The 26,026-nt window shown below is 65.3% G+C and carries 28 protein-coding genes, 1 tRNA gene and 2 pseudogenes; 19 read left to right on the top strand and 12 right to left on the bottom strand.

Annotation, left to right across the window (positions count from 1 at the left end; translation table 11 throughout):
• Window positions 1-8: 8 nt before the first annotated feature.
• Window positions 9-689 (bottom strand): endonuclease III, encoded by a 681-nt coding sequence (gene nth / locus AU188_RS01055; RefSeq protein ID WP_172799372.1) that lies wholly within the window; start codon window positions 687-689, stop codon window positions 9-11.
• A 236-nt stretch (window positions 690-925) separates the two neighbouring features.
• On the opposite strand from nth, the gene AU188_RS01050 reads away from it, so the two are divergent.
• Complete coding sequence (locus AU188_RS01050; RefSeq protein ID WP_286137265.1) at window positions 926-1,219, top strand: hypothetical protein; 294 nt, start codon at window positions 926-928, stop codon at window positions 1,217-1,219.
• Between the two features lie 88 nt (window positions 1,220-1,307).
• Window positions 1,308-1,982, top strand: a complete 675-nt coding sequence (gene crp / locus AU188_RS01045) for a cAMP-activated global transcriptional regulator CRP (RefSeq protein ID WP_059101725.1) — start codon at window positions 1,308-1,310, stop codon at window positions 1,980-1,982.
• A gap of 48 nt (window positions 1,983-2,030) precedes the next feature.
• On the opposite strand, the gene AU188_RS01040 is transcribed toward crp, so the two are convergent.
• The 3 genes from AU188_RS01040 to sp36 are packed head-to-tail and all read right to left on the bottom strand — an operon-like array spanning window position 2,031 to window position 3,420.
• The gene (locus AU188_RS01040) at window positions 2,031-2,807 is read right to left on the bottom strand and encodes an MBL fold metallo-hydrolase (RefSeq protein ID WP_059161851.1); all 777 of its coding nucleotides are present in this window, start codon (window positions 2,805-2,807) and stop codon (window positions 2,031-2,033) included.
• Entirely contained in the window at window positions 2,804-3,262 is a 459-nt protein-coding gene (locus tag AU188_RS01035) for a RidA family protein (protein WP_059161850.1), read from the bottom strand. The genes AU188_RS01040 and AU188_RS01035 overlap by 4 nt, the downstream gene beginning before the upstream one ends.
• Window positions 3,259-3,420 carry a Sp36 family protein gene (gene sp36, locus AU188_RS25170; RefSeq protein WP_156426527.1) on the bottom strand — a complete coding sequence of 54 codons (162 nt, stop codon included), beginning with the start codon at window positions 3,418-3,420 and terminating at the stop codon, window positions 3,259-3,261. Before sp36 ends, AU188_RS01035 begins: the two co-directional genes overlap by 4 nt.
• A 48-nt stretch (window positions 3,421-3,468) precedes the next feature.
• Between sp36 and bagA the strand changes: the two genes are divergently transcribed.
• Complete coding sequence (bagA, locus tag AU188_RS01030) at window positions 3,469-4,488, top strand: ATPase BagA (protein ID WP_059161849.1); 1,020 nt, start codon at window positions 3,469-3,471, stop codon at window positions 4,486-4,488.
• On the top strand, window positions 4,488-5,621 hold the full coding sequence (gene bagB, locus AU188_RS01025) for an ATPase BagB (protein ID WP_059101730.1): 1,134 nt from the start codon (window positions 4,488-4,490) through the stop codon (window positions 5,619-5,621). The genes bagA and bagB overlap by 1 nt, the downstream gene beginning before the upstream one ends.
• Before the next feature lies 1 nt (window position 5,622).
• Here the strand turns inward: bagB and AU188_RS01020 are convergent, their stop codons facing one another.
• On the bottom strand, window positions 5,623-5,979 hold the full coding sequence (locus tag AU188_RS01020; protein ID WP_059161848.1) for a WhiB family transcriptional regulator: 357 nt from the start codon (window positions 5,977-5,979) through the stop codon (window positions 5,623-5,625).
• A 294-nt stretch (window positions 5,980-6,273) separates the two neighbouring features.
• Between AU188_RS01020 and ponA2 the strand changes: the two genes are divergently transcribed.
• The 7 genes and pseudogenes from ponA2 to AU188_RS00990 all read left to right on the top strand — a co-directional run bounded on the left by ponA2 (window position 6,274) and on the right by AU188_RS00990 (window position 13,538).
• Entirely contained in the window at window positions 6,274-8,727 is a 2,454-nt protein-coding gene (gene ponA2 / locus AU188_RS01015) for a transglycosylase/D,D-transpeptidase PonA2 (RefSeq protein ID WP_059161847.1), read from the top strand.
• 70 nt (window positions 8,728-8,797) lie between these two features.
• Window positions 8,798-9,757: a metallophosphoesterase gene (locus tag AU188_RS01010; protein ID WP_059161846.1), complete on the top strand. Its 960-nt coding sequence runs from the start codon at window positions 8,798-8,800 to the stop codon at window positions 9,755-9,757.
• A complete protein-coding gene (gene cds1, locus AU188_RS01005) occupies window positions 9,754-10,860 on the top strand; it encodes an L-cysteine desulfhydrase Cds1 (protein WP_059161845.1) in 1,107 nt (368 codons plus the stop codon). The genes AU188_RS01010 and cds1 overlap by 4 nt, the downstream gene beginning before the upstream one ends.
• Window positions 10,861-11,041: 181 nt before the next feature.
• Window positions 11,042-11,794 (top strand): annotated as a pseudogene (locus tag AU188_RS25920) (histidine kinase); the annotation flags it as partial.
• A 480-nt stretch (window positions 11,795-12,274) separates the two neighbouring features.
• The gene (locus tag AU188_RS01000; RefSeq protein ID WP_059162248.1) at window positions 12,275-12,946 is read left to right on the top strand and encodes a response regulator transcription factor; all 672 of its coding nucleotides are present in this window, start codon (window positions 12,275-12,277) and stop codon (window positions 12,944-12,946) included.
• 86 nt (window positions 12,947-13,032) lie between these two features.
• Window positions 13,033-13,296 carry an SHOCT domain-containing protein gene (locus AU188_RS00995; protein ID WP_059161844.1) on the top strand — a complete coding sequence of 88 codons (264 nt, stop codon included), beginning with the start codon at window positions 13,033-13,035 and terminating at the stop codon, window positions 13,294-13,296.
• A 168-nt stretch (window positions 13,297-13,464) separates the two neighbouring features.
• Window positions 13,465-13,538: transfer RNA gene (locus AU188_RS00990), tRNA-Pro, on the top strand.
• A 209-nt stretch (window positions 13,539-13,747) separates the two neighbouring features.
• Here the strand turns inward: AU188_RS00990 and AU188_RS25665 are convergent.
• Window positions 13,748-14,155: pseudogene (locus AU188_RS25665) on the bottom strand (tyrosine-type recombinase/integrase); the annotation flags it as partial.
• Between AU188_RS25665 and AU188_RS25660 the strand changes: the two are divergent.
• From AU188_RS25660 to AU188_RS00970, 3 genes are all read left to right on the top strand, one after another.
• Complete coding sequence (locus AU188_RS25660; RefSeq protein ID WP_234815186.1) at window positions 14,066-14,422, top strand: hypothetical protein; 357 nt, start codon at window positions 14,066-14,068, stop codon at window positions 14,420-14,422. The pseudogene AU188_RS25665 and the gene AU188_RS25660 overlap by 90 nt on opposite strands.
• Before the next feature lie 505 nt (window positions 14,423-14,927).
• Window positions 14,928-15,125, top strand: coding sequence for a helix-turn-helix transcriptional regulator (locus AU188_RS00975; protein WP_059161841.1), 198 nt, complete (start codon window positions 14,928-14,930; stop codon window positions 15,123-15,125).
• A 188-nt stretch (window positions 15,126-15,313) separates the two neighbouring features.
• Complete coding sequence (locus AU188_RS00970; protein ID WP_269976111.1) at window positions 15,314-16,837, top strand: AICE element replication initiation protein; 1,524 nt, start codon at window positions 15,314-15,316, stop codon at window positions 16,835-16,837.
• A gap of 108 nt (window positions 16,838-16,945) precedes the next feature.
• On the opposite strand, the gene AU188_RS00965 is transcribed toward AU188_RS00970, so the two are convergent.
• Both AU188_RS00965 and AU188_RS25655 read right to left on the bottom strand, forming a co-directional pair.
• Window positions 16,946-17,101: a hypothetical protein gene (locus tag AU188_RS00965; protein WP_172799352.1), complete on the bottom strand. Its 156-nt coding sequence runs from the start codon at window positions 17,099-17,101 to the stop codon at window positions 16,946-16,948.
• Window positions 17,102-18,032: 931 nt separating this feature from the next.
• Complete coding sequence (locus AU188_RS25655) at window positions 18,033-19,100, bottom strand: EspK C-terminal domain-containing protein (RefSeq protein WP_269976112.1); 1,068 nt, start codon at window positions 19,098-19,100, stop codon at window positions 18,033-18,035.
• A gap of 648 nt (window positions 19,101-19,748) precedes the next feature.
• Between AU188_RS25655 and AU188_RS25650 the strand changes: the two genes are divergently transcribed.
• Entirely contained in the window at window positions 19,749-20,189 is a 441-nt protein-coding gene (locus tag AU188_RS25650; protein ID WP_269976113.1) for a hypothetical protein, read from the top strand.
• Between the two features lie 185 nt (window positions 20,190-20,374).
• On the opposite strand, the gene AU188_RS00955 is transcribed toward AU188_RS25650, so the two are convergent.
• Window positions 20,375-20,893: a hypothetical protein gene (locus AU188_RS00955; RefSeq protein WP_269976114.1), complete on the bottom strand. Its 519-nt coding sequence runs from the start codon at window positions 20,891-20,893 to the stop codon at window positions 20,375-20,377.
• Window positions 20,894-20,895: 2 nt separating this feature from the next.
• Window positions 20,896-21,192, bottom strand: a complete 297-nt coding sequence (locus tag AU188_RS24755) for a hypothetical protein (RefSeq protein WP_082686422.1) — start codon at window positions 21,190-21,192, stop codon at window positions 20,896-20,898.
• Window positions 21,193-21,911: 719 nt separating this feature from the next.
• On the opposite strand from AU188_RS24755, the gene AU188_RS25455 reads away from it, so the two are divergent.
• Window positions 21,912-22,340: a hypothetical protein gene (locus AU188_RS25455; protein WP_172799351.1), complete on the top strand. Its 429-nt coding sequence runs from the start codon at window positions 21,912-21,914 to the stop codon at window positions 22,338-22,340.
• Window positions 22,341-22,510: 170 nt separating this feature from the next.
• Here the strand turns inward: AU188_RS25455 and AU188_RS00945 are convergent, their stop codons facing one another.
• Both AU188_RS00945 and AU188_RS00940 read right to left on the bottom strand, forming a co-directional pair.
• Window positions 22,511-22,702, bottom strand: coding sequence for a hypothetical protein (locus AU188_RS00945; RefSeq protein WP_269976116.1), 192 nt, complete (start codon window positions 22,700-22,702; stop codon window positions 22,511-22,513).
• 763 nt (window positions 22,703-23,465) lie between these two features.
• Window positions 23,466-24,179 (bottom strand): TetR/AcrR family transcriptional regulator, encoded by a 714-nt coding sequence (locus tag AU188_RS00940; protein ID WP_059161837.1) that lies wholly within the window; start codon window positions 24,177-24,179, stop codon window positions 23,466-23,468.
• Window positions 24,180-24,283: 104 nt separating this feature from the next.
• Here AU188_RS00940 and AU188_RS00935 point away from each other — a divergent pair, with 104 nt between their 5' ends.
• The 3 genes from AU188_RS00935 (at window position 24,284) to AU188_RS00925 (ending at window position 25,965) form a co-directional block, all read left to right on the top strand.
• A complete protein-coding gene (locus tag AU188_RS00935) occupies window positions 24,284-24,793 on the top strand; it encodes a PaaI family thioesterase (RefSeq protein WP_059161836.1) in 510 nt (169 codons plus the stop codon).
• Window positions 24,790-25,461 (top strand): TetR/AcrR family transcriptional regulator, encoded by a 672-nt coding sequence (locus AU188_RS00930; RefSeq protein ID WP_059161835.1) that lies wholly within the window; start codon window positions 24,790-24,792, stop codon window positions 25,459-25,461. Before AU188_RS00935 ends, AU188_RS00930 begins: the two co-directional genes overlap by 4 nt.
• Before the next feature lie 75 nt (window positions 25,462-25,536).
• A complete protein-coding gene (locus tag AU188_RS00925) occupies window positions 25,537-25,965 on the top strand; it encodes a DUF6188 family protein (RefSeq protein ID WP_011562217.1) in 429 nt (142 codons plus the stop codon).
• The last annotated feature ends 61 nt before the right edge of the window (window positions 25,966-26,026 follow it).

Raw genomic sequence — 26,026 nt, 5'->3', positions numbered from 1 at the left:
CCGGCGGGTTACAGCCCGGCCAGAGCCAGCAGGTGTTCGGTTTCGGGGCCCTTGACCAGCGGCGCGGCGATCAGGGGGTCGGTCGGTCCGATACCGAACGATGGGCAGTCGTTGGCCAGCACGCAGACACCGCACGCCGGCTTGCGCGCGTGGCAGACGCGGCGGCCGTGAAAGATCACCCGGTGGCTGAGGTCGGTCCACTCGCTGCGCTCGATGAGTTCACCGACGGCGTGCTCGACCTTGACCGGATCCTCCTCGGTGGTCCACCGCCACCGGCGGACGAGCCGGCCGAAATGCGTGTCGACGGTGATGCCGGGGATGCCGAACGCATTGCCGAGGATGACGTTGGCGGTCTTGCGTCCGACGCCGGGCAGCGTCACCAACTCCTCCATGGTCGTGGGCACCTGACCGTCGAACCGTTCGACGAGTTCCTGGCCGAGCCGGATGAGTGAATTCGCCTTGTTGCGGTAGAACCCGGTGGGCCGAATGATCTCCTCCAGCTCGGTGCGATCGGCTTTCGCGTAGTCCAGTGCGGTGCGGTACTTCTTGAACAGCGCCGGGGTGGTCAGGTTGACCCGCTTGTCGGTGCTCTGCGCCGACAGGATCGTCGCGACGGTCAGCTCGAGCGGGTTGGTGAAGTCCAGCTCGCAGTACACATGCGGAAACGCCTGCGCCAGCGCGCGATTCATCCGGCGCGCGCGCCGAACCAGACCGATGCGCGTTTCGCCGTCCCGGTTCCGGGCCCGCTTCACCGCGCCCGACTTCTTTGCCGACGTCTCACCCACGGTCACGAAAGCCAGCGTACTGAGACGCGCCGACACCGGTACTGCGGACCGGTGACAATTCGTGATCCTGCTGAGACCTTCGGCGTGTTTACTTCACCCTTGTGTCGTGGTTGCTGGTCGGGCTGATTCCGGGGTTGCTGATGGTGGCGACATTCGGGCTGCAGCGACTCGAGGCAGGCCTGCACCGCGACACCGTCTCAGCCACCGATGTGGCGAAATTCCTTGCGGAGGCCGAGCCGTCCGACGTCGACACGCTGGCGCGGGACGGGATGAGCCGCGCGCTCGACGGTCTGCGCCAACGACAGCACGTTGACCACGTGATGGCCGGCGGATCCACGCCCATCTATCACGACTCGGGTTTGCCGACGCACCGCTTTCCCGAGGCCGGGGTGAATCCGGAGTTTCGGCCGACCCGACATGCCGATCGTGTGTAGCGTGGGCTGGTCACGAAACCGGCTACCTCTAGACTTATCTCGCTAACCGATAGAGGTCGGCTTCACCTAACAGCTTAAGAGGGGCAACGTGGACGAGATCCTGGCGCGGGCCGGAATCTTCCAGGGGGTCGAACCAAGCGCCGTCGCCGCGCTGACCAAGCAACTGCAGCCAGTCGACTTCCCTCGTGGACACACCGTGTTCGCCGAGGGGGAGCCCGGCGACCGGCTCTACATCATCATTTCGGGCAAGGTCAAGATCGGCCGCCGGTCGCCGGACGGCCGGGAGAACCTGCTGACCATCATGGGGCCGTCGGACATGTTCGGCGAGCTGTCGATCTTCGACCCCGGCCCGCGGACGTCGAGCGCGACCACGATCACCGAGGTGCGCGCCGTGTCGATGGACCGTGACGCGCTGCGCGCGTGGATCGCCGACCGGCCGGAGATCGCCGAGCAACTGCTGCGGGTGCTGGCCCGTCGGCTGCGCCGCACCAACAACAACCTGGCCGACCTGATCTTCACCGACGTGCCCGGCCGCGTCGCCAAGCAGCTGCTGCAGCTGGCTCAGCGGTTCGGCACCCAGGAAGGCGGCGCACTGCGGGTGACCCACGACCTCACCCAGGAAGAGATCGCCCAGCTCGTCGGCGCATCCCGGGAAACCGTCAACAAGGCGCTCGCCGACTTCGCCCACCGCGGCTGGATTCGCTTGGAGGGCAAGAGCGTTCTGATCTCCGACTCGGAGCGACTGGCCCGCCGAGCCCGCTAGCGGTTTGTGGAGCCGTAGCAGCGGTGAGCGCCGGTAAGGCTCCACAAGTCACGCTCGTAGGTAGTCGAGCTGCGCCTGGACGCTCCATTCCGCTACGTCCCAGAGCTTCTCGTCGACGTCGGTGTAGACGTGCTCGACGACCTGGCGGACCGTGGCGTCGTCACCCAGCACGCGCAAGGCCGCTCGCACCTGCTCGAGCCGCTCCCGGCGATGGGCGAGATACCCGGCGCTGACCTCTTCCAGATCGTCGAGTTCGGGGCCGTGCCCCGGCAGCACCGTGCGATGGCCCAGCCCGCGCAGCCGCTGCAGTGAATCCAGGTACTGGCTCAGGCTGCCGTCTTCCTTGTCGATCACCGTGGTGCCGCGCCCCAGCACGGTGTCCGCGGTCAGCACCGCGTCGTCGAGCACGAACGACACCGAGTCGACCGTATGCCCCGGCGTGGCCATCACCGTGATGCGCAGCCCCGCGGCGTCGATGACCTCGCCGTCCGTCAGCGGCCCGCCCAGGCCGCGCAGAAACCCGCTGCCCACAGCACGCACCACCGCCCCGGTACGGTCGACGATCTTGTCGATGGCGCCGGTGTGGTCCTCATGCCGGTGGCTGATCAATACCAGCGGGATGCTGCCAAGCTCCGCAATACGCGCGATGTGCTCGTCGTCCTCGGGCCCGGGATCGACGACGACCATCTCGTCGCTGCCGGGTCCGCGCAGCACCCAGGTGTTGGTGCCCTCCAGCGTCATCAGGCCGGGGTTGTCGCACAGCAGCACCGACGCAGAGTCGGTCACCGGGCGCAGTAGCCCGTACGCCGGATGCTGCAGCGTCAACTGATCTCGACAATCAGCTCGACCTCGACCGGCGCATCCAACGGCAGCTCCGACACTCCGACCGCCGATCGCGCGTGTGCGCCCCCGTCGCCGAATACCTCGCCGAGCAACTCCGACGCGCCGTTGACGATGCCTGGCTGACCGTTGAAGCCCGGCGCCGAGGCGACGAACCCGACCACCTTGACGACACGGCGCACCGAGTCGATGCCGACCAATGAGTGCACCGCCGCCAACGCGTTGAGCGCGCACACCCGGGCCAGCGCCTTGCCGTCCTCGGGGCTGACGCCGGCACCGACCTTGCCGGTCTGCAGCAGCGCGCCCGACTCCATCGGCAGCTGACCGGCGGTGTAGACGAGGTTGCCGGTGCGCACCGCGGGAACGTACGCCGCCAGCGGCGGCACCACGGCGGGCAGCTCGATGCCGAGTTCGGTCAGCCGGGCCGATGGCGTGCTCATTTGGGGCGTTTGAGGTAGGCGACGTGCTGTTCGCCCGTGGGGCCCGGCAGCACCGCCACCAGCTCCCAGCCGTCCTCTCCCCACTGGTCGAGAATCTGCTTGGTGGCGTGGGTCAGCAGCGGGACGGTGGCGTACTCCCAGCGGGTCGATTCGGTCATGTGGCCGAGCTTATCGGGCAGCGATCGGGAGTTGGCTAGCATGCACGGGTGGCTTCCACTACCAATGGCGGTAGATCCGTCGGCTGGCCGTCGCGGCTGAGCAAAGCCCGATTGCACTTCGTCACCGGCAAGGGCGGCACCGGCAAATCGACGATCGCCGCCTCGCTGGCGTTGGCCCTGGCCGCGGGCGGACGCAAGGTCCTACTGGTGGAAGTCGAAGGGCGCCAAGGCATTGCGCAGCTTTTCGACGTGCCGCCGCTGCCGTATCAAGAGGTCAAGATCGCGACCGCCGAGGGTGGTGGTCAGGTCAACGCGCTGGCGATCGACACCGAGGCCGCATTCCTCGAATACCTCGACATGTTCTACAACCTCGGCCTGGCCGGCCGGGCCATGCGCAGGATCGGAGCCGTCGAGTTCGCGACCACGATCGCGCCGGGCCTGCGCGACGTGCTGCTGACCGGCAAGATCCGCGAGATCGTGACCCGCGCCGAGAAGGGCAAGCAGCCCGTTTACGACGCCGTCGTCGTCGACTCACCGCCGACCGGTCGCATCGCACGGTTCCTCGACGTCACCAAGGCGGTGTCCGACCTCGCCAAGGGCGGTCCGGTGCACGGGCAGGCCGAGAGCGTGGTCAAGGTGCTGCACTCGGAGATGACCGCCATCCACCTCGTCACGCTGCTGGAGGCGCTGCCCATCCAGGAGACGCTGGAGGCCATCGACGAGCTGAAGGACCTCGGCCTGCCGATCGGCAGCGTGATCGTCAACCGCAACATCCCCGCCTACCTGCCTGCCGACGCCCTGGCCAAGGCCGCCGAGGGTGACATCGACGCCGACGCCGTTCGCACCGGCCTGGGCGAAGCCGGAATCACGTTGTCCGACACCGACTTCGCAGGTCTGCTGACCGAGACTATCCAGCACGCCACCCGGATCATGGCCCGTGCCGAAAGCGCCGAGCAACTCGACGCGCTGGATGTCGCGCGGTTGCAGCTGCCGCAGATCACCGACGGTGTGGACCTCGGCAGCCTCTACGAACTCGCCGAAGAACTCGAACGCCAGGGGGTGCGATGATGAGTGCGACTCCACCGGCCCTCGACATGGGCTCGATTCTGCGGGACACGTCGAACCGCGTCGTGGTCTGTTGCGGTGCGGGCGGTGTCGGCAAGACCACCACCGCGGCGGCGATGGCGCTCCGCGCGGCGGAGTACGGCAGAACCGTCGTCGTGCTGACCATCGACCCGGCGAAGCGACTCGCCCAGGCGCTGGGCATCAAGACCCTGGGCAACACCCCACAGCGTGTTCCGCTCGCCCCGGAGGTGCCGGGTGAGCTGCACGCGATGATGCTCGACATGCGTCGCACGTTCGACGAGATGGTTATCCAGTACTCGGGACCCCAACGGGCGCAAGAGATTCTGGACAACCAGTTCTATCAGACGGTCGCCACCTCGTTGGCGGGAACTCAGGAGTACATGGCGATGGAGAAGCTCGGCCAGCTTCTCGGCGAGGACCGGTGGGACTTGGTCGTCGTCGACACCCCGCCGTCGCGCAATGCACTGGACTTCCTGGACGCGCCAAAGCGGTTGGGCGGCTTCATGGACAGCCGGCTCTGGAAGCTGCTGCTGGGTCCCGGTCGGGGAATCGGTCGTTTGGTGACGGGCGCGATGGGGCTGGCGATGAAGGCCCTGTCCACTGTTCTCGGCTCGCAAATGCTTTCCGACGCAGCGGCTTTCGTGCAATCACTCGACTCGACGTTCGGCGGCTTCCGCGAGAAGGCCGACCGCACCTACGATCTCCTCAAACGCCGCGGCACCCAGTTCGTGGTGGTGTCGGCGGCCGAACCGGACGCTCTGCGCGAAGCGTCGTTCTTCGTCGACCGACTCTCCGAAGAGCACATGCCGCTGTCGGGTCTGATCCTCAATCGCACCCATCCGATGCTGTCGGACCTGCACGCCGAGAAGGCCGAGGAGGCCGCCGAGACCATCGAGAAGACCGATCCCGACTCGTTGACCGCGGCGGTGCTGCGGATTCACGCCGACAGGGCGTCCACCGCCAAACGTGAGATCCGGTTGCTGTCCCGGTTCACCGGCGCCAATCCGCATGTGGCGATCGTCGGTGTGCCGTCATTGCCGTTCGACGTGTCGGACCTCGAAGCGCTGCGTGCCATCGCCGATCAGATCACCGGCGAGGCTGCTTCCGCCGCGTAGCTCAGACCGCGCTGCGGTGCTTGCGCTGGGCGGCGAAGAACTCGGCCCAGGAAACCACCTCGGGGTGCTGCTTGAGCAGCGCACGGCGCTGACGCTCGGTCATCCCGCCCCACACCCCGAACTCGACGCGGTTGTCGAGCGCGTCGGCGCCGCACTCGAGGATCACCGGGCAGTGTCTGCAGATCACGGCGGCTTTGCGCTGCGCGGCCCCGCGCACGAACAGTTCGTCGGGATCGGTCTGGCGGCATCGGGCCTGCGATACCCAGGCAATGCGGGCTTCGGCTTCAGCGCCGTGGACAACACTGTGAGCCGAGGACGTCATCGCGGTCCTGCGTACCGCGGGCCTAGTAGCTGACACCAGCGTTCCCTCCGTTCCAACCGCCCCCCGGCCAACACCGGTACGGCGCAGTCCCAGGTGTAGAACGCCTGCTGCGATCTACGCCACATTGCGTGGGGTCAGTGTGACCTGCATCGCACTGTTCGACCAAATTAGATGGTCACAGCCGTTCTGCGCAATACGTACGAGCCACTTTTTTGGGACGACCGTGCCGTCAGACAGCAAAATTGACGTCCGCGCCGGTCGGCGGGGCTCACGGAACTGGCAATCGACCGTCAGAAGCTGCCGTTTTGCGACGTCGTTACGCTGTAAGTCATGCCGGAGAGCCAGCCGAGTCGACCGCCGACGACGGTTACGGTCATCAAGCTCGCCTGGTGCGTTCTGTTGGCCAGCGTTATCACCGCGGCCTTGATGTTTCCGCTCGTCGGCGGGTTCGGGCTGGTCTCGAACCGGGCCTCCGACGTCGTCGCGAACGGCTCGGCGCAGTTGGTGGAGGGCGAGGTACCGCAGGTCTCGACGATGGTCGACGCCAAGGGCAACGTGATCGCCTGGCTGTACTCGCAACGGCGGTTCGAGGTGCCCAGCGAGCAAATCGCCAACACGATGAAATTGGCGATCGTTTCGATCGAAGACAAGCGGTTTGCCGAGCACAACGGCGTCGACTGGCAAGGCACGTTGACCGGTCTTTCGGGATATCTGTCGGGCAACCTGGACACCCGTGGTGGCTCCACCATCGAGCAGCAGTACGTCAAGAATTACCAACTCCTGGTGATCGCCCAGACCGAGGCGGAGAAGCGGGCGGCCGTCGAGACCACGCCGGCCCGCAAGCTGCGTGAGATCCGAATGGCGCTGACGCTGGACAAGACGTTCACCAAGTCGGAGATCCTGACCCGCTACCTGAACCTGGTGTCGTTCGGCAACGGCGCCTTCGGGGTGCAGGACGCAGCGCAGACGTACTTCGGCATCAACGCCTCCGATTTGAACTGGCAGCAGGCGGCCCTGCTGGCCGGCATGGTGCAGTCCACCAGCACGCTGAACCCGTACACCAATCCCGAGGGTGCGCTGGCGCGTCGAAACCTGGTGCTGGACACCATGATCGAGAACATTCCCGAGGAGGCGGACGCGCTTCGGGCGGCCAAGGAGCAGCCGCTGGGAGTGCTGCCGCAGCCCAAGGAGCTGCCGCGCGGCTGCATCGCTGCCGGCGACCGGGCGTTCTTCTGCGACTACGCGCTCGAGTACCTGGCGCGCGCGGGGATCAGCAAGGAGCAGGTCGCCAGGGGCGGCTACCTGATCAAGACGACGCTCGACCCGGACGTGCAGGGTCCGGTGAAGGCCGCGGTCAACCAGTTCGCCAGTCCCGACCTCGACGGTGTGGCGAGCGTCATGAGCGTGATCAAACCCGGCAAGGAGTCGCACCCGGTCCTGGCCATGGCCAGCAGCCGCACTTACGGGCTCGACCTCGATGCCGGCGAGACCATGCAACCTCAACCGTTCTCCCTCGTCGGTGACGGCGCCGGATCGACGTTCAAGATCTTCACAGTGGCCGCGGCCATGGAGATGGGCATGGGCATCAACGCCCAACTCGACGTGCCCGCCCAGTTCCAGGCCAAGGGCCTGGGCAGCAGCGATACCCCGGGCTGTCCACCCGCCACCTGGTGTGTGAAGAACGCGGGCAACTACCGCGGCACGATGAACATCACCGACGCGCTGGCCACCTCGCCGAACACCGCCTTCGCCAAACTGATCTCGCAAGTCGGTGTGCAGCGCAGCGTCGACATGGCGGTCCGGCTGGGGCTGCGGTCCTATGCGCTGCCGGGCACCGCTCGAGACTACGACCCCGGCAGCAACGAGAGCCTGGCCGACTTCATCAAGCGGCAGAACCTCGGCTCGTTCGTGCTGGGGCCGATCGAGGTCAACGCACTCGAGTTCTCGAACGTCGCGGCGACGCTGGCCTCCGGCGGCATGTGGTGCCCACCGAACCCGATCGCGCAGGTCATCGACCGCCACGGTGAGGAAGTCGCGGTCACCACCGAGACCTGTGAGCAGGTGGTGCCCGACGGGCTGGCCAATACGCTGGCGAACGCGTTGAGCAAGGACCACGAGGGCGCAGGCACCGCTGCGGCGGCCGCGGGTTCGGTCGGTTGGAACCTGCCGATGTCCGGCAAGACCGGCACCACCGAGGCGCACCGCTCGTCGGCGTTCCTCGGGTTCACCAACACGCTCGCCGCCGGGAACTACATCTACGACGACTCCACCGCGCCCGGTGAACTGTGTTCGTTCCCGCTGCGCAAGTGCGGCTACGGCAACCTGTACGGCGGCAACGAGCCGGCCCGGACCTGGTTCAGCGCGATGAAGCCGATCGCCAACAACTTCGGTGAGGTCCGGCTGCCGCCGACGGATCCGCGCTACGTCGAGGGCGGTCCCGGGTCACGGGTGCCCAGCGTCTCGGGCCTGACGGAGGGCACAGCCCGGGAACGGCTGCGTGACGCCGGTTTCCAGGTGTCGGATCAGGCGGCGTCGGTGAACAGTTCGGCGCCACGAGGGTCGGTCGTCGGCACGACACCGAACGGGCAGACCGTGCCCGGTTCGATCATCACGATCCAGGTCTCCAACGGCATCCCGCCCGCACCGCCGCCTCCGCCCGCCGGGATACCCGGGATTCCGGGGCTTCCGGCGCCGGTGGGCGAAACGGTGGTGGAGATCCCCGGCCTGCCGCCGATCACCGTGCCGGTGCTGGGCCCGCCACCACCGGCGCCGCCCCCGCCGTGATCTGCTGGGCGTGCGCGCGCGGGACGGGTGAAGGCGGTCGTTGGGCGCGACTGGCAGTAGGCTCTGCAGCATGTCCGCCCGTTCGACGATCCTGAAGAACTCCGCCGCGGCGTCAGCCGGTGCGCTGGTCGCCGGCATCGGCTATGCCTCGCTGATCGAGCGCAACGCCTTCGCCGTGCGGGAATTGACGATGCCGGTGCTCTCGCCGGGCTCGTCGCCGTTGAAGGTGCTGCACATCAGCGACATCCACATGCGTCCCGGACAGCGACGCAAACAGGCCTGGCTGCGGGACCTGGCGACCCTGGAACCCGACCTGGTGGTCAACACCGGTGACAACCTGGCGCACGCCAAGGCTGTGCCCGCGGTGGTGCAGTCGCTGTCGGAGCTGCTGTCGGTCCCGGGCGTGTTCGTGTTCGGCAGCAACGACTATTTCGGACCCCGGCCGAAGAACCCGCTCAACTACATCACCCGGCCCGGTCACCGCATCCACGGTGAACCGCTGCCCTGGCAGGACCTGCGGGCGGCGTTCACCGAGCGCGGCTGGCTCGACGTGACGCACACCCGCCGTGAGCTGGAGGTGCGGGGCCTGCACATCGCTGCGGCCGGCGTCGACGACCCGCATCTGTCGCGGGACCGCTACGAGACCATCGCAGGGCCGGCCAGCCCCGCCGCCAACCTCACGTTAGGACTGACGCACTCGCCGGAGCCGCGGGTCCTCGACCGCTTCGCGGCCGACGGGTACCAGTTGGTGATGGCCGGCCACACGCACGGCGGGCAGTTGTGCCTGCCGTTCTACGGCGCCCTGGTGACCAACTGCGGCTTGGACCGTTCGCGGGTCAAGGGCCCGTCACGGTGGGGCGTGCGCACCCAACTGCACGTCTCGGCGGGCATCGGCACCTCGCCGTACGCTCCGCTGCGGTTCTGCTGCCGGCCCGAGGCCACGCTGCTGACACTGGTCGCGGCGCCGATCGGCGGCCGGGACGCAGACACTCGGGCGGGCATATCCCATCCGAGCGTCTCCGTGCGGTGACCGACAAGTCCTCAACAGCCAGTCGCAGCGGTCCACGCACGTGGGTGCACGATGCGGTCCGGTTGATCGAGGCCGACGCGCGCCGTAGCGCCGACACTCATCTGCTGCGGTATCCGCTGCCGGCGGCCTGGTCCGACGGCTGCGACCTGCAGTTGTATCTCAAGGATGAGACGACCCACATCACCGGCAGCCTCAAGCACCGGCTGGCGCGCTCACTGTTTCTGTACGCGCTGTGCAACGGCTGGATCGACGAGAACACCACGATCATCGAAGCCTCTTCGGGCTCGACAGCGGTGTCGGAGGCGTACTTTGCGGCACTGCTCGGCTTGCCGTTCATCGCCGTGATGCCGTCCTCGACGAGCGCCAGCAAGATCGCTCTGATCGAAACACAGGGTGGGCGTTGCCATTTCGTGGCTGAGTCCAGTCAGGTTTACGCCGAGGCGGAACGACTCGCCGAAGAGACCGGCGGGCACTACATCGATCAGTTCACCAACGCCGAGCGGGCCACCGACTGGCGTGGCAACAACAACATCGCCGAGTCGATCTTCGAGCAGATGCGCGACGAGGCGCATCCGGTGCCCGACTGGATCGTGGTGGGTGCCGGCACCGGCGGCACCAGCGCGACCATCGGCCGTTACATCCGCTATCGACGCCACGCGACCCGGCTGTGCGTGGTCGATCCGGAGAACTCGGCGTTCTTTCCCGCCTACGCGCAGGGCCGCGCTGATGTGGTGACCGGGATGTCGTCGCGGATCGAGGGTATCGGCCGACCGCGAGTGGAGCCGTCGTTCCTGCCCGGCGTGGTCGACCGCATGGTGGTCGTGCCGGATGCCGCCTCGGTGGCTGCCGCTCGGCACGCCAGCAGGGTGCTGGGCCGGCGGGTGGGCCCGTCGACCGGGACGAACCTATGGGGGTCGTTCGGGCTCTTGGCGGAGATGAGGACCGCAGGGCGCAGTGGTTCGGTGGTGACGCTGCTGGCCGACAGCGGGGACCGCTACGCGGACACCTACTTCTGCGACGAGTGGCTGACCAACCACGCGTTGGACGACTCGGAGTTTGCGTCGGTGTTGGTCGAGTTCGAACGCTCAGGACGCTGGTCCTGATCGTCGGCCCCGCCGCTCAGCGGGCCGTCGGAGGTGAGGAACAGCCACACCGCGGCGAGCACGAAGAAACCCAGATAGATGGATGCGCCAAGACCAGTCATCTCGTCCTCGCTTCGTCGGTTCCTGCCGTCAGTGTGCATAACGCCACCGACAGCCCCGTTGCTTCCCGCGGCGTGTCGTGATGTACGCCTCTGCGCGGACGCCAAGCCGGCCCGTTCCCGACTACGTTTCCGGTATGGACCGCCTGCGGGATGTGCTGCGCCGCCCCGCGGTGTGGCTGATCCCGGTTGTGGTGGCCGCGGTTCAACTCGCAGGCACCGCCGGACCGCGTCACCGCCGAGGACCGGACCTGCACTGGGTGCCGCTCAACTGGTTCGGCTACGTGCTGCTGATCGCCGGCCCGGTGGCGCTGCTGCTGCGCACCGTCTACCCGTACGCGGTGCTGCTGACCGTGATCGCGATCACCATGGTCTACCTGGCGGCGGGGTTCCGGGTCGGACCGGTCTTCGCATCGCTGATAGTGGCCTTTCTGACCGCGGCCGTCACGGGCCCACGCTGGCGTAGCTATCCCCTGCCGCTGCTGGGCTGGGCGGCGGTGGTCTGGCTGATCCCACTGCTTCGGGGCGAGGAGCCGCCGCCCACCGTCGCGATCGGCGCGATCGCGGCGTGGCTCATCGTGCTCGTCGCTGTAGCCGAGGGCATCCGGCAGCGTCGCGCGGTGATCGACGCACGTCGTCAGCGCAAGGCCGCGATGGCGCGGGAGGCGCAGTCCGAGCAGGAGCGCCAGGCGACGCAGGCGCGGCTGTCGATCGCCCGAGAGCTGCACGACGTGCTGGCGCACAGCCTGTCGATGATCAACGTGCAGTCATCGGTCGCACTGGAATTGCTCGATCAGCATCCGGAACGGGCCGGCCCTGCGCTTGCCGCCATCAAGGATGCCAGCCGGCAAGCGATTTCGGATGTGCACTCGTTGGTTGACGCGCTGCGCACCGAGCAAGGCCAACCGACGGCGCCGACGCCCGGCATCGCCGATCTGGACGGTCTCGTCGGTGCCGCCCGCGCGACGGGGCTGACGGTGACCACGGCGGTGCGCGGCGAACCGCGTCCGGTGCCCGCGGTGATCGACGTCGCCGCAGCCCGCATCGTGCAGGAGTCATTGACGAACGTGGTACGGCATTCGACTGCCGAACACGCCACCGTCACAGTCACTTACGGGGCCGACACGTTGGCCGTCGCGGTCGACAACGACGGACACCCGCTCAACTCCGGGGCCACCGTCGGGAGGCAGTGGCATCGTCGGCATGCGAGAGCGGGCACGTGCGCTCGGTGGCGATCTGTCGGTGCACCGGCATCCCGGCGGCGGATTCAGCGTACGGGCCTCCCTTCCGTTGGCGGCCGAAAGTCCCGACGCGACATGACGATTCGGGTAATCATCGCTGATGACCAAGCGTTGGTGCGGGCGGGCTTCGCCGCACTGCTCGACGCGCAGGACGGCATCGAGGTGGTCGCGGAGGCCGACACCGGGGCCGCTGCGCTCGCGTCCGCACGCGAACTACGGCCCGATGTGGTCTTGATGGACATCCGGATGCCGGAGATGGACGGGTTGGCCGCAACGCGCGAGATCGTGGCGGACCCGGCGCTGAGCGGGGTGCGGGTGGTGGTGCTGACGACGTTCGAACTCGACGAGTACGTGTTCGAGGCGATGCGCGCCGGGGCGAGCGGCTTTCTGGTCAAGCACACCGAGCCGATTGAACTGGTACGGGCGGTGCGGGTGGTCGCCGAGGGCGACGCGCTGCTGTCGCCGTCGGTGACGCGTCGGCTGGTGGCGGAGTTCGCCGCCAGGACCAAGGCGCCCGCCGGGTCGCCGGCCGTGCTGGCCGACTTGACGACGCGGGAGCGCGAGGTGATGGCACTGGTTGCCGAGGGCCTGACCAACGCCGAGATCGGCGGGCGGTTGTTCATGAGCCCGGCCACGGCGCGGACCCACGTAAGCCGGATCCTGACCAAGCTGGGCGCCCGCGACCGCACCCAGCTGGTGGTGATCGCCTACGAGACCGGCCTGGTACGGCCGGGATGGCAGGGCTGACGCATCGCCCTACGTTCGCGGACGTAGCGCAGTTGCCGACCGTAGGCCGATGCGGCGCCCGCACCGTCAGCGGCAGGCTCGATCCCATGAACATCAACGAAATCGCCCCCACCACAACCACATTTCTCGCCGAGCATGGCGGCCGGTTCGCCGATCATGACTGGAACCCGTGGTTCCTGCTCATCCCGCTGACGTTCTGGACGCTTGTCATCATCGGCATCGTCTACGTCGCGCGCCGTTTCCGCGGCAGCCATGGCATTCGCACGCTGCGTGACTCCTACGCCAAGGGCGAGGTCACCGAGGCCGAGTACCGCGAGCGTCTGGCCGTGCTGAGGGAAACCCGCCGCTAGCCCCCCGTTCGCTAGCGTGACGCCTCAGCCGGGCTCGCGATTTCTGCACCAGGGTCGTCCTCGGAGAAGAATCACAGCCCTGGTGTAGAACTCGCGGTCGTCGACGGAGGCCGCGGTAAGCGTTTGGCCTCGCACCCCGCCGGTGCGATACGCTGTCGTGGCTTCACGCGGGGTGTGGCGCAGCTTGGTAGCGCGCTTCGTTCGGGACGAAGAGGTCGTGGGTTCGAATCCCGCCACCCCGACTCGTGTGACTGCAGGTAGAAGGCCCTGACTGGTTCTCCAGTTCGGGGCCTTCTTTCGTTCCAGTCCGCAGTTGGTCCGCAGCAGCTTTTAGGGACTTGGTTCGCGCGTCGTCCAAAGCCGCGGAAACCATCTCCAGATCATCTGGGAACAGGTCGGCGTAAGTGTCCAGGGTCAGCACCGCCGAGGCGTGCCCCAGCATGGTCTGCACGGCTTTGACATTGGCGCCGGCACTGATGGCAAGGGATGCGGCGGTGTGACGGAGATCGTGCGGAGTTACGACTGGGAAGGTCGCATCCTTCTCGAGGACCCGCTTGACCGCTTTGTTGAAGACTCGGCGGCGCCAGTTCGACACTCTCAGAACTCCGCCTTCGGGCGCGGCGAAGATGAGGTCATCGGGCTTCTTCCCAATCATCAGGACGGCCAGTTCGTCAGCAAGAAATGCGGGGAAAGGCACCATCCGCTGCTCGTACGACTTGGGTGACGACCACTCCAGTTGCCCTTCGACCTCTGTCACGGACTCCCGGACGTGGATGCGACGTCGAAGCATCTTCGCGTCACCGACGCGCAGCGCCGCCATTTCTCCCCAGCGCAGACCGGTGTAGGCCAAGAAGCGCACGACCGTCGCATCCGGCCCGACTTCAATCGCGAGCTGCTCCACCTGCCGGTGCGTCAGATACCCGCGCGGCCGCCGCTTGCGGCGAGGAAGCTTGATCCCCGCACACGGATTGCGCGCGATCCGTCGATCCTCGACCGCCATCTCCAGTACCTGACGCAAGATGCCGACGGCATTCTCAACGGTGGCGGCCCCGGCACCCGAGGACGTCATCGAGTGGACCCAGGCACGCACGTCCGTCGTCTGGACGTCGGCGACGGCGACCGCTGACCACCGCGGCTCGACGTACACCGGCCAGGTGTACCTCCGGGTCGACGCGGTGGTTTTCTTGAGATGGCTCTGCGTTCCGACCCATTTCGCATACAGTTCGCCGACGCTGACGCGACCCGCCTTCGGCGCGACATAGGCGCCCGTCACCTGCATGGCAGTGATCTCATCGAGCCAGGCTTGAGCATCCACTTTGCGATCGAAGGACCTGGTGTTTTCTTGCCCCTGGTCGTCGACGTAGCGGGCCAGCCAACGACGCCCCGTGTTGGCCCGCGCCGTTGGGCTGCCGTCCGCCCGCCGCCAGCGATCCTCGACACCAGCGCGACGATTACGTCTCTGCATAGTCCCCTCCTCCGTAACAGCGAGTGTGCCATTGAGAACCGACAACTACTGAAAGTAAACGAATCTCACCAATTTCCGATCGAAGTTGCCCATGGTGGTGGACTCATCAAGTGGTGGAGTGTCACTGTTGGTTCGATTGAACCGACCGTACTTCAGGAGGAATGTGATGGAACTGCTTGGAGCTAAACAGGTATCGGAGCTGATCGGCGTTCCGGTCGGCACGCTGCGCTACTGGCGGCACTCCAATATCGGGCCGGCGAGCTTTACGCTGGGACGCAGGGTCGTATATCGGCGGGACGAAGTTCTGCGCTGGATCTCGCAGCGGGAGAATGCAACCCGCCGCGGCGGCGGCGACGCCGCATGACGTCCACCCACGAAAAAGACCTCGGGGACTAGCCGAGGTCTTTCGTTCGAACCACCCGATTACTCAGCACGGAGATTCCACATGAGAATAGCGCGGTATGCCCGTACACAACAGCACCATGGGCAGGAAAACCCATGAGCGGTAGAGGTGAATCAGACAAGAAGTCAGTAGCGGCACGCTTAGTCGACATGGCCCGGGAACGCTACCTTCTCGGCGTGTCCGAGGATGGCGAGCCATTTGGCGCCGAACGCAATCGACCGCACCTCGCGATGCTCCTGCGTGGCGGCCGCGCTGGGCTACGAGCCGATCTCGCAGCACGCTACTTCACCGAAACCGGCGCGGTCGCCGGCGGCCAAGCACTTACCGACGCCACTCTGATCTTGGAAGGCCTGGCAGCCACGCAGGCACCCGAGAAGTTGTACCTACGCGTCGCCGACCACGACGGGACGATCTACATCGACACCGGAGATCCAGACGGCCATGTGATCAAAGTCCGCAATGGAAGGTGGTCGATAGCTTCCGCTGCGCCGGTGAGGTTTCTCCGCAACAAGAAGCTGACGGGGGCGATGACGGCACCGCACCCAGACGGGGACGTGACGAGGCTCTGGGAGTTCGTCAATGTCGCAGTTGAGGATCGCCCAGTTCTTCTCGCATTTCTGGTAGCTGCTTTGGTTCAGTGCGACGTTCCGCATCCGGTACTTGCCCTATTCGCCGAGCAAGGTAGCGCGAAAACCACAACGACGCGGAACCTGGTCGAACTCATCGACCCCTCACCCGCCCCGTTTCGCCAAGCGCCACGCGACGCGGATTCGTGGGCGACTGCCGCGTCTGGATCGTGGGTTGTTGCTCTGGACAACCTATCGGGCATCCCGCCGTGGCTGTCGGACTCGTTATGTCGCGCTGCGACAGGCGACGCCACGGTGAAACGGTCTCTATATACAGATGCCGATCTCGCGGTCATCAAGTTCCGCCGATGCGTGATCATAAACGGAATCGACGTTGGTGCGATCAGACCTGATCTGGCGGACCGACTAGCGATTGTGGAGCTGCGACGCATCGATCACAGCATGCGACAGTCAGAGGCCAAGATGCGACAGCGGTGGGAAACGGCTCTACCAGGTATCTTCGGCGGACTACTCAATTTGGCTGCCACCGTTCACCATCGGCTGGAGACCATCTCAGTTGAAGACCCGCCCAGGATGGCGGACTTTTGTCGCACGCTGGCGGCTGTGGACGAGATCTTGTCGACTGATGGCGTACGACGCTACACGTCGCGCGCCAATCATTTGTCTGAGGACAGTTTGTCCATTGACCCGTTCGTCGAACAGCTTCGCTCGCGCACTCGAGAACCTCTCGTTGGTCAATCCGGCGGCGATTTGCTGGCGTTACTCACACCGGTCGACGACAACTGGCGACGACCAAGGGAATGGCCGAAGAACGGTCGCGACGTTTCAGGGTTACTGCGGAGGCATGCCCCGGCGCTTCGCACCCTCGGATGGGTGATCGAAGAAGATGGCGCGCGCAACCACAGGAACGTTCTGCAGTGGACCATCTATCCGCCGTACAAAGATGTTGTGGCTCAGCGAGCCTCGCAATCCTCGCGTGCCTCGCTGACGCAGATCGGCGGAAATGCGAATGCCACCGGGAGTTGCCGGAAGGCGCTGGAAGCCGACACTACAGCCGGCGGTGATGTCACGGCGGAAGCGTCATGACCTGCGGCCCGCACAGGGGGTCAGGTGCCAAGTTGCTTTGTCGCGTCCCGCCTCATCTGACAATGCTTCGACAGCGGCGGAGAGCCGACGAGTGGCTGCTCGCGGAGATCAGTCGGTTGGGTCCTGAGCTTCGTCCTGAATCGACAGCAGGAGAGCGATCGCATGACCGTCAGCCGCGCGGATTTCGAATGATTCTCCTCTCTCAACGCTCGACAGCACTTCGTCGAAGTCGCGCAGGAGATCAGGCACCGCAATGATCTTCATCATCGTGCTCCAAGACTTCGAGGTCATATCCGGTTCAGTCGCGAGAGGACTGCTGGGCGATTACCAGCTTGTCGTGTTTGGGATTCGGCCTTCAACATGTCAATGGCCAAGTCGCATTCGAGCGGGTGCCCCGTAGCCGCCGGCGAGTCGGTCAAGGCATGACAGGGCACCAAACTTTTTGGGCTGCTCGGTAATCCGCGACTGAGCTCGATTCTACCACCTCGATGTCACGAAGCACGGATTCACAATCCTCAACTGAGCTCCCGTAGTCGGTCAGTGCTTTCATCCAACTCACCAGCACTGCCGTCGAACGAGATCTATCCTCGGATGATCCGGTTGCCCACACACGACCGAACGTGGCTGCCACACTGTCACGAAACGCTCTGTACACCAACCAATATGCCTTGTCGAACTCTGATCGAGAGAACCAACTGTATGCAACCAGCTGCGGTACACCAAATTCGCGTTCGATGATGCTTGGATTCGCAAGGCGAAGGGCAACGCTCCACTGTTGGCGAGCGGTAACTATGTGGCCGTGCGGCGACGTGGGCTGAAGCATCAGCACGTATCGGCCACCTTCCGAGTAGTCGGCCCATCGCCGATTTGGGCCACGCGAAGGTACCGATGGAGGTGAGGGCGAATACAGGGTTGCGCGGTCCCAGGTCGGTGGCGGAGACTGTAGCGAAGCGTTTGCACAGATGATCTTTAGCTTCGAGCTGATCCGCTCCAGCCTGTTCGCGTAGTTCATCAATGGATAGCTGACGGGCAAGGAGTCGTTTCCCCACAACTCATCCCCAGTCCGAACGTGAAACTCGCGGGCCCATGCAGACGCCTGATCGACGACGTTCACCAGATGAGCATGCAGCCGCTCCAGCTCGGCCCGCCAAGCTTCACCATCTATCTCATGAGAAGCGGAATCCATTCTCCGAAATCACGCTCCTGCAGCGTCGAAAAGATCAGTGATCCAACCAGTTCCGCGGCCGTCAAGGTAAGCATGTGCTGCGGCGTAGATCATGTCTTCCATCGGCAGATCCGCCGGCGTTGCCCCGCTGTTGCCGTCAGCAATCCACCCCAGGACCACCTCAAGCGCCCGGCAAATGAGCCATTGCGCCCGGTACTCTGCACAGGCACTCTCAGTGGGTTCGTCGTCCCAACCCGGCTGCACCATTCCAATGCTGAACCATTGCTGCTGAACCGCTTCGGCAAATTGGGCACGGTCCGCGGCATCTATCCTGCCGTCAGCTGCCGCCGGCCATACCGAATCGAAGTTCGACGGAATCCGAGGGACATCAGCGGTGACGACCGCGAGGCGCGCGTCGGAAACGATCGCTTCGGTGATCAGTTTGGCGGCCCGATGGGTGAGCCCTCTAGCACGAAGTTGGGCTACACGCTCGAAAAGTTCGGGGAACTCTCGCTCCAGTCGGTGCGGAGCATCCTCGTTGGAGATGGCGGCCAGCTTTTCGATCGAGGCGGGCATGGACATGCCGGAGCAGGTGGCCCATTCAGTGCCCCAGCGCTGCGCGGCAGTCATCAGCGCCGATACCTCGGACCAGGTGGTCGCTGCAGCCGCCAAGCGCCAGCCAGCCGGCTCCGCGGCCTTGAGTTCCGCGTAGGCCGCCAGCGTTGCAGCCGGATCGAGATTCCCGGTCCACCGGCTACGAAAGCCCTCGCCAATAGCTTGGTCGGACCAAAGCATCCGCACGCCTTGAGGGACCTCGACCCCCGCGGGTACGTAGCCTGCACCGTGGTGGGTCAGCGCAACAATAAGCCGATCCCCGGTTGCTGAATACATCAAGCCAACCGCCCACAGCGCGAAGGAACGACAAGTCTCGGTGGCGTACAGCAGTTCCCATGCCAACCGCTTGACCATCTGTAGATCGCTCGACTCGTTGCGCTGCCGTTCCAAGTCGCGGGCTGCGGCGGCCGCTACCCGCGACGGCAGCGTCGCGGCCGGAGTTGTCAGTGCTGCTGTCGCGACGGATGCGGTGGCAGGCGTCATTGAGGCGTGAGCACCGCCAACCGGCGGACCAGCACCCGTCGCCGGCGCAATGGCGGCCGAAGCCGACGGCGGCGGACCCAGCGGGCCTGGGGGCAGCAAGGACGCTGCAACCGGGGAATGGGGACCACCGCTAGACACGGCATGTGGCCCAGCGATAGACGCTGGTACCGCACCCGTGGTCGCCACAATAGGCGGCTGCGATGTACCACTTGGCGATGGCGCCTGCATTGCTGCCGACGCAGCGGCTGGGAAAGCAGCAGGGGTTGTTGTCTGGGTGCCGGCCACCGAGGACAGCGGCGCTGGAGCACTCGCGTGCATGACCCCCTGCAGCGCGACGGCAGATGACGACGATGCGGACGCTGACGGTCGTACGGAGCCTGCGTGCGGCATCCCTCCAGCGCCCGATCCCGATAACGAGGATGCCGAACCGCCGAGCGCGGCCACCGAGCCTGCGGATGACCATGGTCCTGTACCGGTGAGGCCGGCCCCACTGCTTCCGATATCGGCCACAGCGGCGCCGTACGCGGGACCGGTGCCTTGCGCCGAGAGTTGCGATGACACCGAGGAAGAACCAGGGGTAGGCCCGATGCTGACTCTCTGCGCATTGTTGCCAGACGACAGGTTGGCGTCAGGCGGGTCCGGCACCGAATGACGAGTCTGCGTACCGCCGGTCTCTACTACTGCGTCGGGCGGACGCTCGGGCGATTCGTCGGATCGCTTATCGGTCGACCGATCGCCATCGCCAGCACCGACCGGATCGCCACTCGGCGGCCCCTCCGGCAACGGCGCAAATCTCTGCCCGAATTGCACGGTAAGAGCGCGAATCTCATCGGCCGAACCGACAGCGGTCGCTCGTGCCCGCGCAGCAGCACCGGTCATGATGCCGATCGCGATGGGACTCCTGCTCGGCACATGGACCAGTTGCTTATGTGCCTCAGCATCGATCGTGTCGATCATCAGCCCAGCACTCATCTGGATCGCGGCAACACTCTGCATCAGATCAGCCGCGGCACTGTCCGCCTCAGCCTTGTCGTCGGCCCGGACTTGAATACATCTGTAGGCAGCGTGCATTGCTTCGAAACCACTTGACTGCGCCACACCGGCAGCCTGCAATCCGTGCAAGGCGACCCGGTGAGCATCGGCTGCGGCCGCAGTCGCAATCGCCAGATGGCGTTGAGCTGCAGCCCTGCCTTCAGATTCTTCGCGCGTGGACGGCCATACGTCGGGAGCCACGATAAAGCGTGAGTAGGTGCGAGCAGGTGGTGACGCAGGCATCAGCCGGCTCCCGTTGCTTCGCAGGCAGTTTCAGCGGCCTGGAGTGCACTCGAATACTGATCGATCATGTCATTCGAAATCGAGGCGGGTTCGCGTCGTAAGTCGGCATCGACGACAGCGACAATCGACTGCCGGACATCAGCGAGCGCATCACTGATTTCTCGTGGTACCTCTGGACCCATCCGGGTTTCCAGGTAGTTCAGCTCTGCACCCACCGCGCTGAAGTAATAGCCCTGTACACCGAGGCTTTGCGATGACTCCCAGTCATGGGCCCGGTCAACTCGATCGATGAACGCGCCACGCGCAATCCCAACACCGCTCTTGAAGTTCCCGAGGCCGGCACACGCCTCAAGTGCTGCGCGCTGCTTCTCCGATGGCTCCACAACAGGCATAGCTGAGGTCGCTGGCGTCGGCGAGCGTTCAGCCTGCCCACGCATGGAGGTGTTGAGACTGACGGCGAGCGACACGATTGCAGCGGCAGCGCCAACAACTGCGAGGTAGAGCGCCGCCCTGCTCACAGTCACTCCACCACGGCGCGAAGTTGTGCGGTGTTGGATTCGTCAATGACGACAAGGGAATTAACCGCTGCGGCCGCTGCTGCGCTCAATGCTTCAACCCGCAGGAGCAGCCCCGCCGCATGACCTCGCTGAGCAGCGACAGAAGTGAAGTCTGCGAGGCCAGCTGCCGCGTCGATGATGGACAACCTGCCTGTAGCGACCGGACCGTCAGGTTCGACAACCGAGGCGTCTGCACCCGCCACGCCAGCGGCTGCGATTCCGCCCCAGGCGGTGGCCGGCTGCAGATCGAGACGTTCCATGGCCCATAAAGTACCGCCTTGCACGGACATTTCGCCACAGCTGAGCACATATCTATGCAGGGCATTTTTCCTGCTTATAGCGCTGATATGCGTTTTCAAGCAAACAAGACACTAGCAGCGGTGTCATGTCCGGAACGCTTGTTTCTGGCCCCGATCTCCCAGGTGTGCGGATCCAGTCACGATGGGATCGACGTCGCCTATTCGCGTAGGGCGCCTCGTGGGCGGCCACTATTCATGACATGCACGCGGACACCGGAGTGCGTCCGACCTGACGGACAGCGAAAAGTCAGGGCTCACTATTTCCGATTCGGATAGACCGCTCTGGCGAGTTCGCGAGCGACCTCGAAGGTGCTGCGGTCCAACTCTTTACGCCGCGCCCGATCAGCGACACTCGACAACAAGATCTTCATGGCGTCGGCGTTGTGGAGAGCCAGTTCAACCGCGTCGCAGGCGGAACGAATCTCCGAAGCAGTGGCGCACTCGTGCTGTGTGCGCGGTTCATTCCGGTCGGCAGCACGAGGTACCTCGACGACGCGAATAGGTTCTCCATGGCGCTGGGCAGCTGTGCGTGCCGCTGAGGCGTCTCTGCGGCACGTGTCAGAGCAATAGCGGCGCGGACGCCCCCTCCGAGACGTGACGTCAGGATCCAGCATGACGGCATCGCAACGGACGCACCGAGTTGGATCGAACGTTAAGTCGCTATCTGCTCCCATCGACCGATGATCAACATCAACTGCGCTGTGGCTTCGCAACGTTGCGCCGTTCGCGCCCAGGCCTCCGGCATTACGGGATTTGGTTGCACGCTGCGCACCGCCGTCGCCGGCACGCGCTCTGCGGAGCACATTCTGAAGGTCGCGAGCCCCGACTTCAGCGAGATCGGCGATCGATGCAATCGTCTGACCGCGGTCCCTCATCCGCCCGATAACGCTCTGCAAGTTGACGAAGTGGCTCACTCGCTTCCGAGCCGCATCCTTTCGGACGTTCTCAGACACTTGATCGAGTCGCACACTCTCCCAAGCATCAACGGCACCCACCCGCTGCAGCAGAACACGAATCGAGGCGGCGTCGTCTGCGTTGGCGAGCTCAAGGCTCGCGCGTTTCTCGTTCGCTCTGCGCTGCGCTTCTCGCGCACGCTGGCGCGCCCGTAACTTCTCGCTTCCACTCATGGACGCAACGTAGAACGAATCGAGCGTTATCGTCCACCACCGCAGCCACATTCGAGCGCAACGCGGATGCCTTCCTCGACATCTAGCTGTCCGTGGACGCCGCCGCGCCGTGTAGGCGTCAGAATTACCGTCAGCAGCGAGCCGTTGGACGATCAATCGTCGACGCTTGGCGCGCCTTCTCTGCGGCCGGTGTAGTTGTCGCGCGCCGCGCGCCTCTCTGCGTCGGCGACGTCAGCGTTGAACGTGGCGGCGAACTCGGCGTACTTGGCGTCAAGCAGATGCTCGTCAGGCGCCGCGGGGTGCACGGCGACCGGTCGGGACTCGTTGGATGGACGTGACGCCATGTCCCCGACGATAGGCAGCCGCGGCTCTGCCAACAAAGGGGTGCGCCACGCTGACGGGGCATCGGGCCCACAGAGCACCCCGCAGGCCTCTTCTCGCGCGATCGCGAGCTGTTCTCGCGCAGTCCCCAGTAAGCGTCACAAGTCCTGGCATGTCTTTAGCCCGACGGCTGCTTTCCCCGCCTGACTCCGGTGGCTACTCCTCCTGCCATCCGCACCGCGACCTTCGGCCGCCCCCGGTCCGAACTCGCTGTTCAACGGCACGACCCACACACCTCTTGCATTCTGGGCGGTGATCCGCTGATTTTCGACGGACGAAATTCGTTCTCCGGTTCACGCGGCCCAGGTGACTGGCGCGAATTCATGTACCGCTCGGACCCGATGTGGATAGAGGCCGTGGTTCAGCACCGAGATTCGTACACCATGGCGCACCATGCGCATCGAGAGTCGTCGGGCAGTCGAAATCCCTCTGCGAGCACGTCAACGGCACAACCTGCCACACGAAGTCGGCGTACCGGCGCTGTTGAACCCGGCGCCTCCTCATTTCTCGGTCACGACACTTACGGCGGGGACGTCCTGAGCTGTCTACGGGCGGATCCTCCGCCGATATGGTTGATGTCCCGGCTACTACTCAGGGATCAAATCTTTCCGCGGTCGAACGTACTTCGCATCCGGCTCTAGCCTGCGATCGGAGTTGGGTTAAACGGCTCCACCTTGAGCATTTGAGGGATGCTGTGGTTGCCGACAGAGCCGCCCCGTGCCGGTATCAGGTGACTATCTGCCTAGACGGACGGCGCGGCCCGTCTGACCGCCGCGTGGTTCTGGGCTTCGCCTGGTCGCCACCGTAATCCCTGGTCTTACAGTGGGCGGCGAGGAAATCGTCGACGATGTTCGCGCAGTCCTTGTGGGTTACGGTGCGAATCCCGGTCATGCGTGCGAAGGCCAGCGGGCCGACGAGTTGGCACAGCGCCAATTCAAGGTCGAAGTCGTCGAGTTCGGCTCGAGCTTTATCGTCCTTGAGGAGCGCATCGAACGGTTGTCGGTACTGGTCGACGACTCGGGCCCGCAGAGCCCCGGATGCGTGGCGATCCTCGGTCTCGTCTTTGGCACCGGTCGGCCCGAGTGAGAGCCATGCCAGGGTGGTGACGTGCAGCGGGGCGTCGTTGAACAGGGCGGCTTGGCGGCTGAGCAGCTCAATGAGTTGATCGCGCAGGGAACCGCTGGTCGGTGCCGGTGTGGTCACCTGCGGCAGCAGCCGCTCAAACGTCGCGGCAAGCAGATGCGACGAGCTCTGAAAATGCCGATAAAGGGTGGTACGGGCAACCTTGGATGCTTTGGTGACAGCATCGATGGTGACGGCCTCGACGCCTCCGGTGCTCAGAAGCGTTGCGGCAGCGTCTAATAACCGGTTGCGTGACCGTATCCGCCGCGGGTCGATGTCGTCATCATCGTGCAGGGATGGCTGACTGCTGTCGCTCACGGGGTCACCTCGGCGGTCGATTTCAGGCGATGTCGCGCACAGCAGTCTAGCAGTTGTGGTACCAAGAGTATCGCAGCGAAACTAGATGTACCGGGAGTGTCCTCGTGCCAGATAGTGCAGTGCCGTCGGAACGGCTACCTTCGCACACCCCGACGTGCATGGGGTGCGGCCCGGCCAACCCACATGGCCTGCATTTGGAGGTCCACCGCAGTGCGGATTCGGTGTATGCCGATGTCACGTTCGACGAGCGTCACATTGGAGCCCCGGGCTTGGCGCATGGTGGGGCGGTGGCCGCTGCCTGCGATGACGTGCTGGGCTTTACGTTGTGGATCGCCGGAACCCCGGCGGTGACGCGCACTCTGACGGTGGAGTACCTGCAGCCAGTGCCGTTGCATCAGCCCCACCGGATCACCGCGCACATCAGCGCCCGTGAGGGGCGGGCGCTGCATATTGCGGCGACCGGGACCTGTGAGGGGGTCACCCGGTTCACTGCGAGCGCAGTGTTCGTTGTGGTCGACACCGCGCATTTCGCCGCTCACGGCGATGTCAGCGGTTTCGGTGAGATCTTCGAGCAGTTCTCGCGCCGCAGCGGCGTCAACGGCCAAACGCCGTGACTGTCGCCAGCGCTCGGGTGAGCAGCAATCCCGCGCAGAATCAGGCCAGTCCGGCTTCCGACCAGGCCCACGCAGCTGAGGTGCCGCGTTCGCGTGCCTCGGCGCGTCGCCGCGAAGCGATCATGGATGCCGCGCTGACTGTTGCTGCCACGGGCGGTTACGAAGCGGTCCACATGCGGACAGTGGCCGAGCGAGTCGGTATCGCCGTGGGCACGCTGTACCGGTACTACCCGGCGAAGACCCACCTGCTGGTGGCGGCGTTGACCCGAGAATTTCAGCGCCTTGATGTCTCCGGCGACTGGGCAAGCGGTGCCGGCACACCGCAACAGCGATTGGATCGACTGACCGCCCATCTACACGACCGGTGGCAGCGCGACCCGCTGCTGACCGACGCCATGACCCGGGCCTTCGCCGTTGCCGACACCCGCGCCGCCGCGGAGCTCGACCGCGCCGCCGCAACGATCGAAATCCTGCTGGCCCGCACCCTCGGAGGTGGCGAGCCGACACCGGCAGATCTGTGTGTCGCCGGCGTTATCTCCGACATCTGGCTGGCCAACCTCGTTGCCTTCATCAGTGGGCGCGTGTCGGCAGCCGATACCCGCGATCGCATCGACCGGGCCACCCGCAGAGTCATCGACAGGGCGGCCCCGAGCACAACCGCACCGTAACGCTACTTCTGGTATCGCAGCGATACCTGTCGTACTCTTCAGGTACGGCTCAACGATGCGTCGAAGGAGAAGGCCATGTACACCCAATGGATTGAAGACTGTGTCGTGCAACGTGTCTCTGTGCGCGACGGCTTGGTGTTGGACCTTGACGACTACAACGAGGTCGTGATCTCGCGCCCCTTGCTGCTCACCCTGCCTGCGGCCGGCCGCTTTCCCACCGAGGCGGTACTCATCAACCCCTTGCGGATCTCGGTGCATGAGCGCCCGCTGCTCAATCTGGCCGGCGCTGTGTGCACCCAGGCCTGGTCTGGTGACGACGGAGGTCTGCATCTGGCCTTCTCCCGCGGGCACCGCATCGACGTCGATCCCGACGAGCAGGTCACCGCATGGGAGCTGTACGGAAAGCGACATGGATACATGGCTTGCCTACCTCAGGGGCGAGTCCGTGTGGTCCGGCACGACATCCCCGACGACGACGACGCCAACATCGTGAACCGACGATAGGCCCGCTCCAGCTGGCGCCGACCAACTGCGAACCACTTCGCTACATGCTGTAGCGTAGCGA

Origin of the sequence: Mycobacterium sp. IS-3022 (genome assembly GCF_001500065.1) — a bacterium.
In the GTDB taxonomy this organism is placed as follows: domain Bacteria; phylum Actinomycetota; class Actinomycetes; order Mycobacteriales; family Mycobacteriaceae; genus Mycobacterium.
Note: the sequence above shows the minus strand (reverse complement) of the source record. Positions and strands in the feature narration are given on the sequence as shown.

Excerpts from the sequence above, each read along its gene's own strand:
- nth (WP_172799372.1), bottom strand. The coding sequence starts at position 689 with ATGAATCGCGCGCTGGCGCAGGCGTTTCCGCATGTGTACTGCGAGCTG.
- AU188_RS01050 (WP_286137265.1), top strand. The coding sequence starts at position 926 with ATGGTGGCGACATTCGGGCTGCAGCGACTCGAGGCAGGCCTGCACCGC.
- AU188_RS01035 (WP_059161850.1), bottom strand. The coding sequence starts at position 3,262 with ATGAGCACGCCATCGGCCCGGCTGACCGAACTCGGCATCGAGCTGCCC.
- sp36 (WP_156426527.1), bottom strand. The coding sequence starts at position 3,420 with ATGACCGAATCGACCCGCTGGGAGTACGCCACCGTCCCGCTGCTGACC.
- bagB (WP_059101730.1), top strand. The coding sequence starts at position 4,488 with ATGAGTGCGACTCCACCGGCCCTCGACATGGGCTCGATTCTGCGGGAC.
- ponA2 (WP_059161847.1), top strand. The coding sequence starts at position 6,274 with ATGCCGGAGAGCCAGCCGAGTCGACCGCCGACGACGGTTACGGTCATC.
- AU188_RS01010 (WP_059161846.1), top strand. The coding sequence starts at position 8,798 with ATGTCCGCCCGTTCGACGATCCTGAAGAACTCCGCCGCGGCGTCAGCC.
- AU188_RS01000 (WP_059162248.1), top strand. The coding sequence starts at position 12,275 with ATGACGATTCGGGTAATCATCGCTGATGACCAAGCGTTGGTGCGGGCG.
- AU188_RS00995 (WP_059161844.1), top strand. The coding sequence starts at position 13,033 with ATGAACATCAACGAAATCGCCCCCACCACAACCACATTTCTCGCCGAG.
- AU188_RS00975 (WP_059161841.1), top strand. The coding sequence starts at position 14,928 with ATGGAACTGCTTGGAGCTAAACAGGTATCGGAGCTGATCGGCGTTCCG.
- AU188_RS00970 (WP_269976111.1), top strand. The coding sequence starts at position 15,314 with ATGGCCCGGGAACGCTACCTTCTCGGCGTGTCCGAGGATGGCGAGCCA.
- AU188_RS00965 (WP_172799352.1), bottom strand. The coding sequence starts at position 17,101 with ATGAAGATCATTGCGGTGCCTGATCTCCTGCGCGACTTCGACGAAGTG.
- AU188_RS25655 (WP_269976112.1), bottom strand. The coding sequence starts at position 19,100 with ATGACGCCTGCCACCGCATCCGTCGCGACAGCAGCACTGACAACTCCG.
- AU188_RS25650 (WP_269976113.1), top strand. The coding sequence starts at position 19,749 with ATGACGAGTCTGCGTACCGCCGGTCTCTACTACTGCGTCGGGCGGACG.
- AU188_RS24755 (WP_082686422.1), bottom strand. The coding sequence starts at position 21,192 with ATGGAACGTCTCGATCTGCAGCCGGCCACCGCCTGGGGCGGAATCGCA.
- AU188_RS25455 (WP_172799351.1), top strand. The coding sequence starts at position 21,912 with ATGATCAACATCAACTGCGCTGTGGCTTCGCAACGTTGCGCCGTTCGC.
- AU188_RS00945 (WP_269976116.1), bottom strand. The coding sequence starts at position 22,702 with ATGGCGTCACGTCCATCCAACGAGTCCCGACCGGTCGCCGTGCACCCC.
- AU188_RS00925 (WP_011562217.1), top strand. The coding sequence starts at position 25,537 with ATGTACACCCAATGGATTGAAGACTGTGTCGTGCAACGTGTCTCTGTG.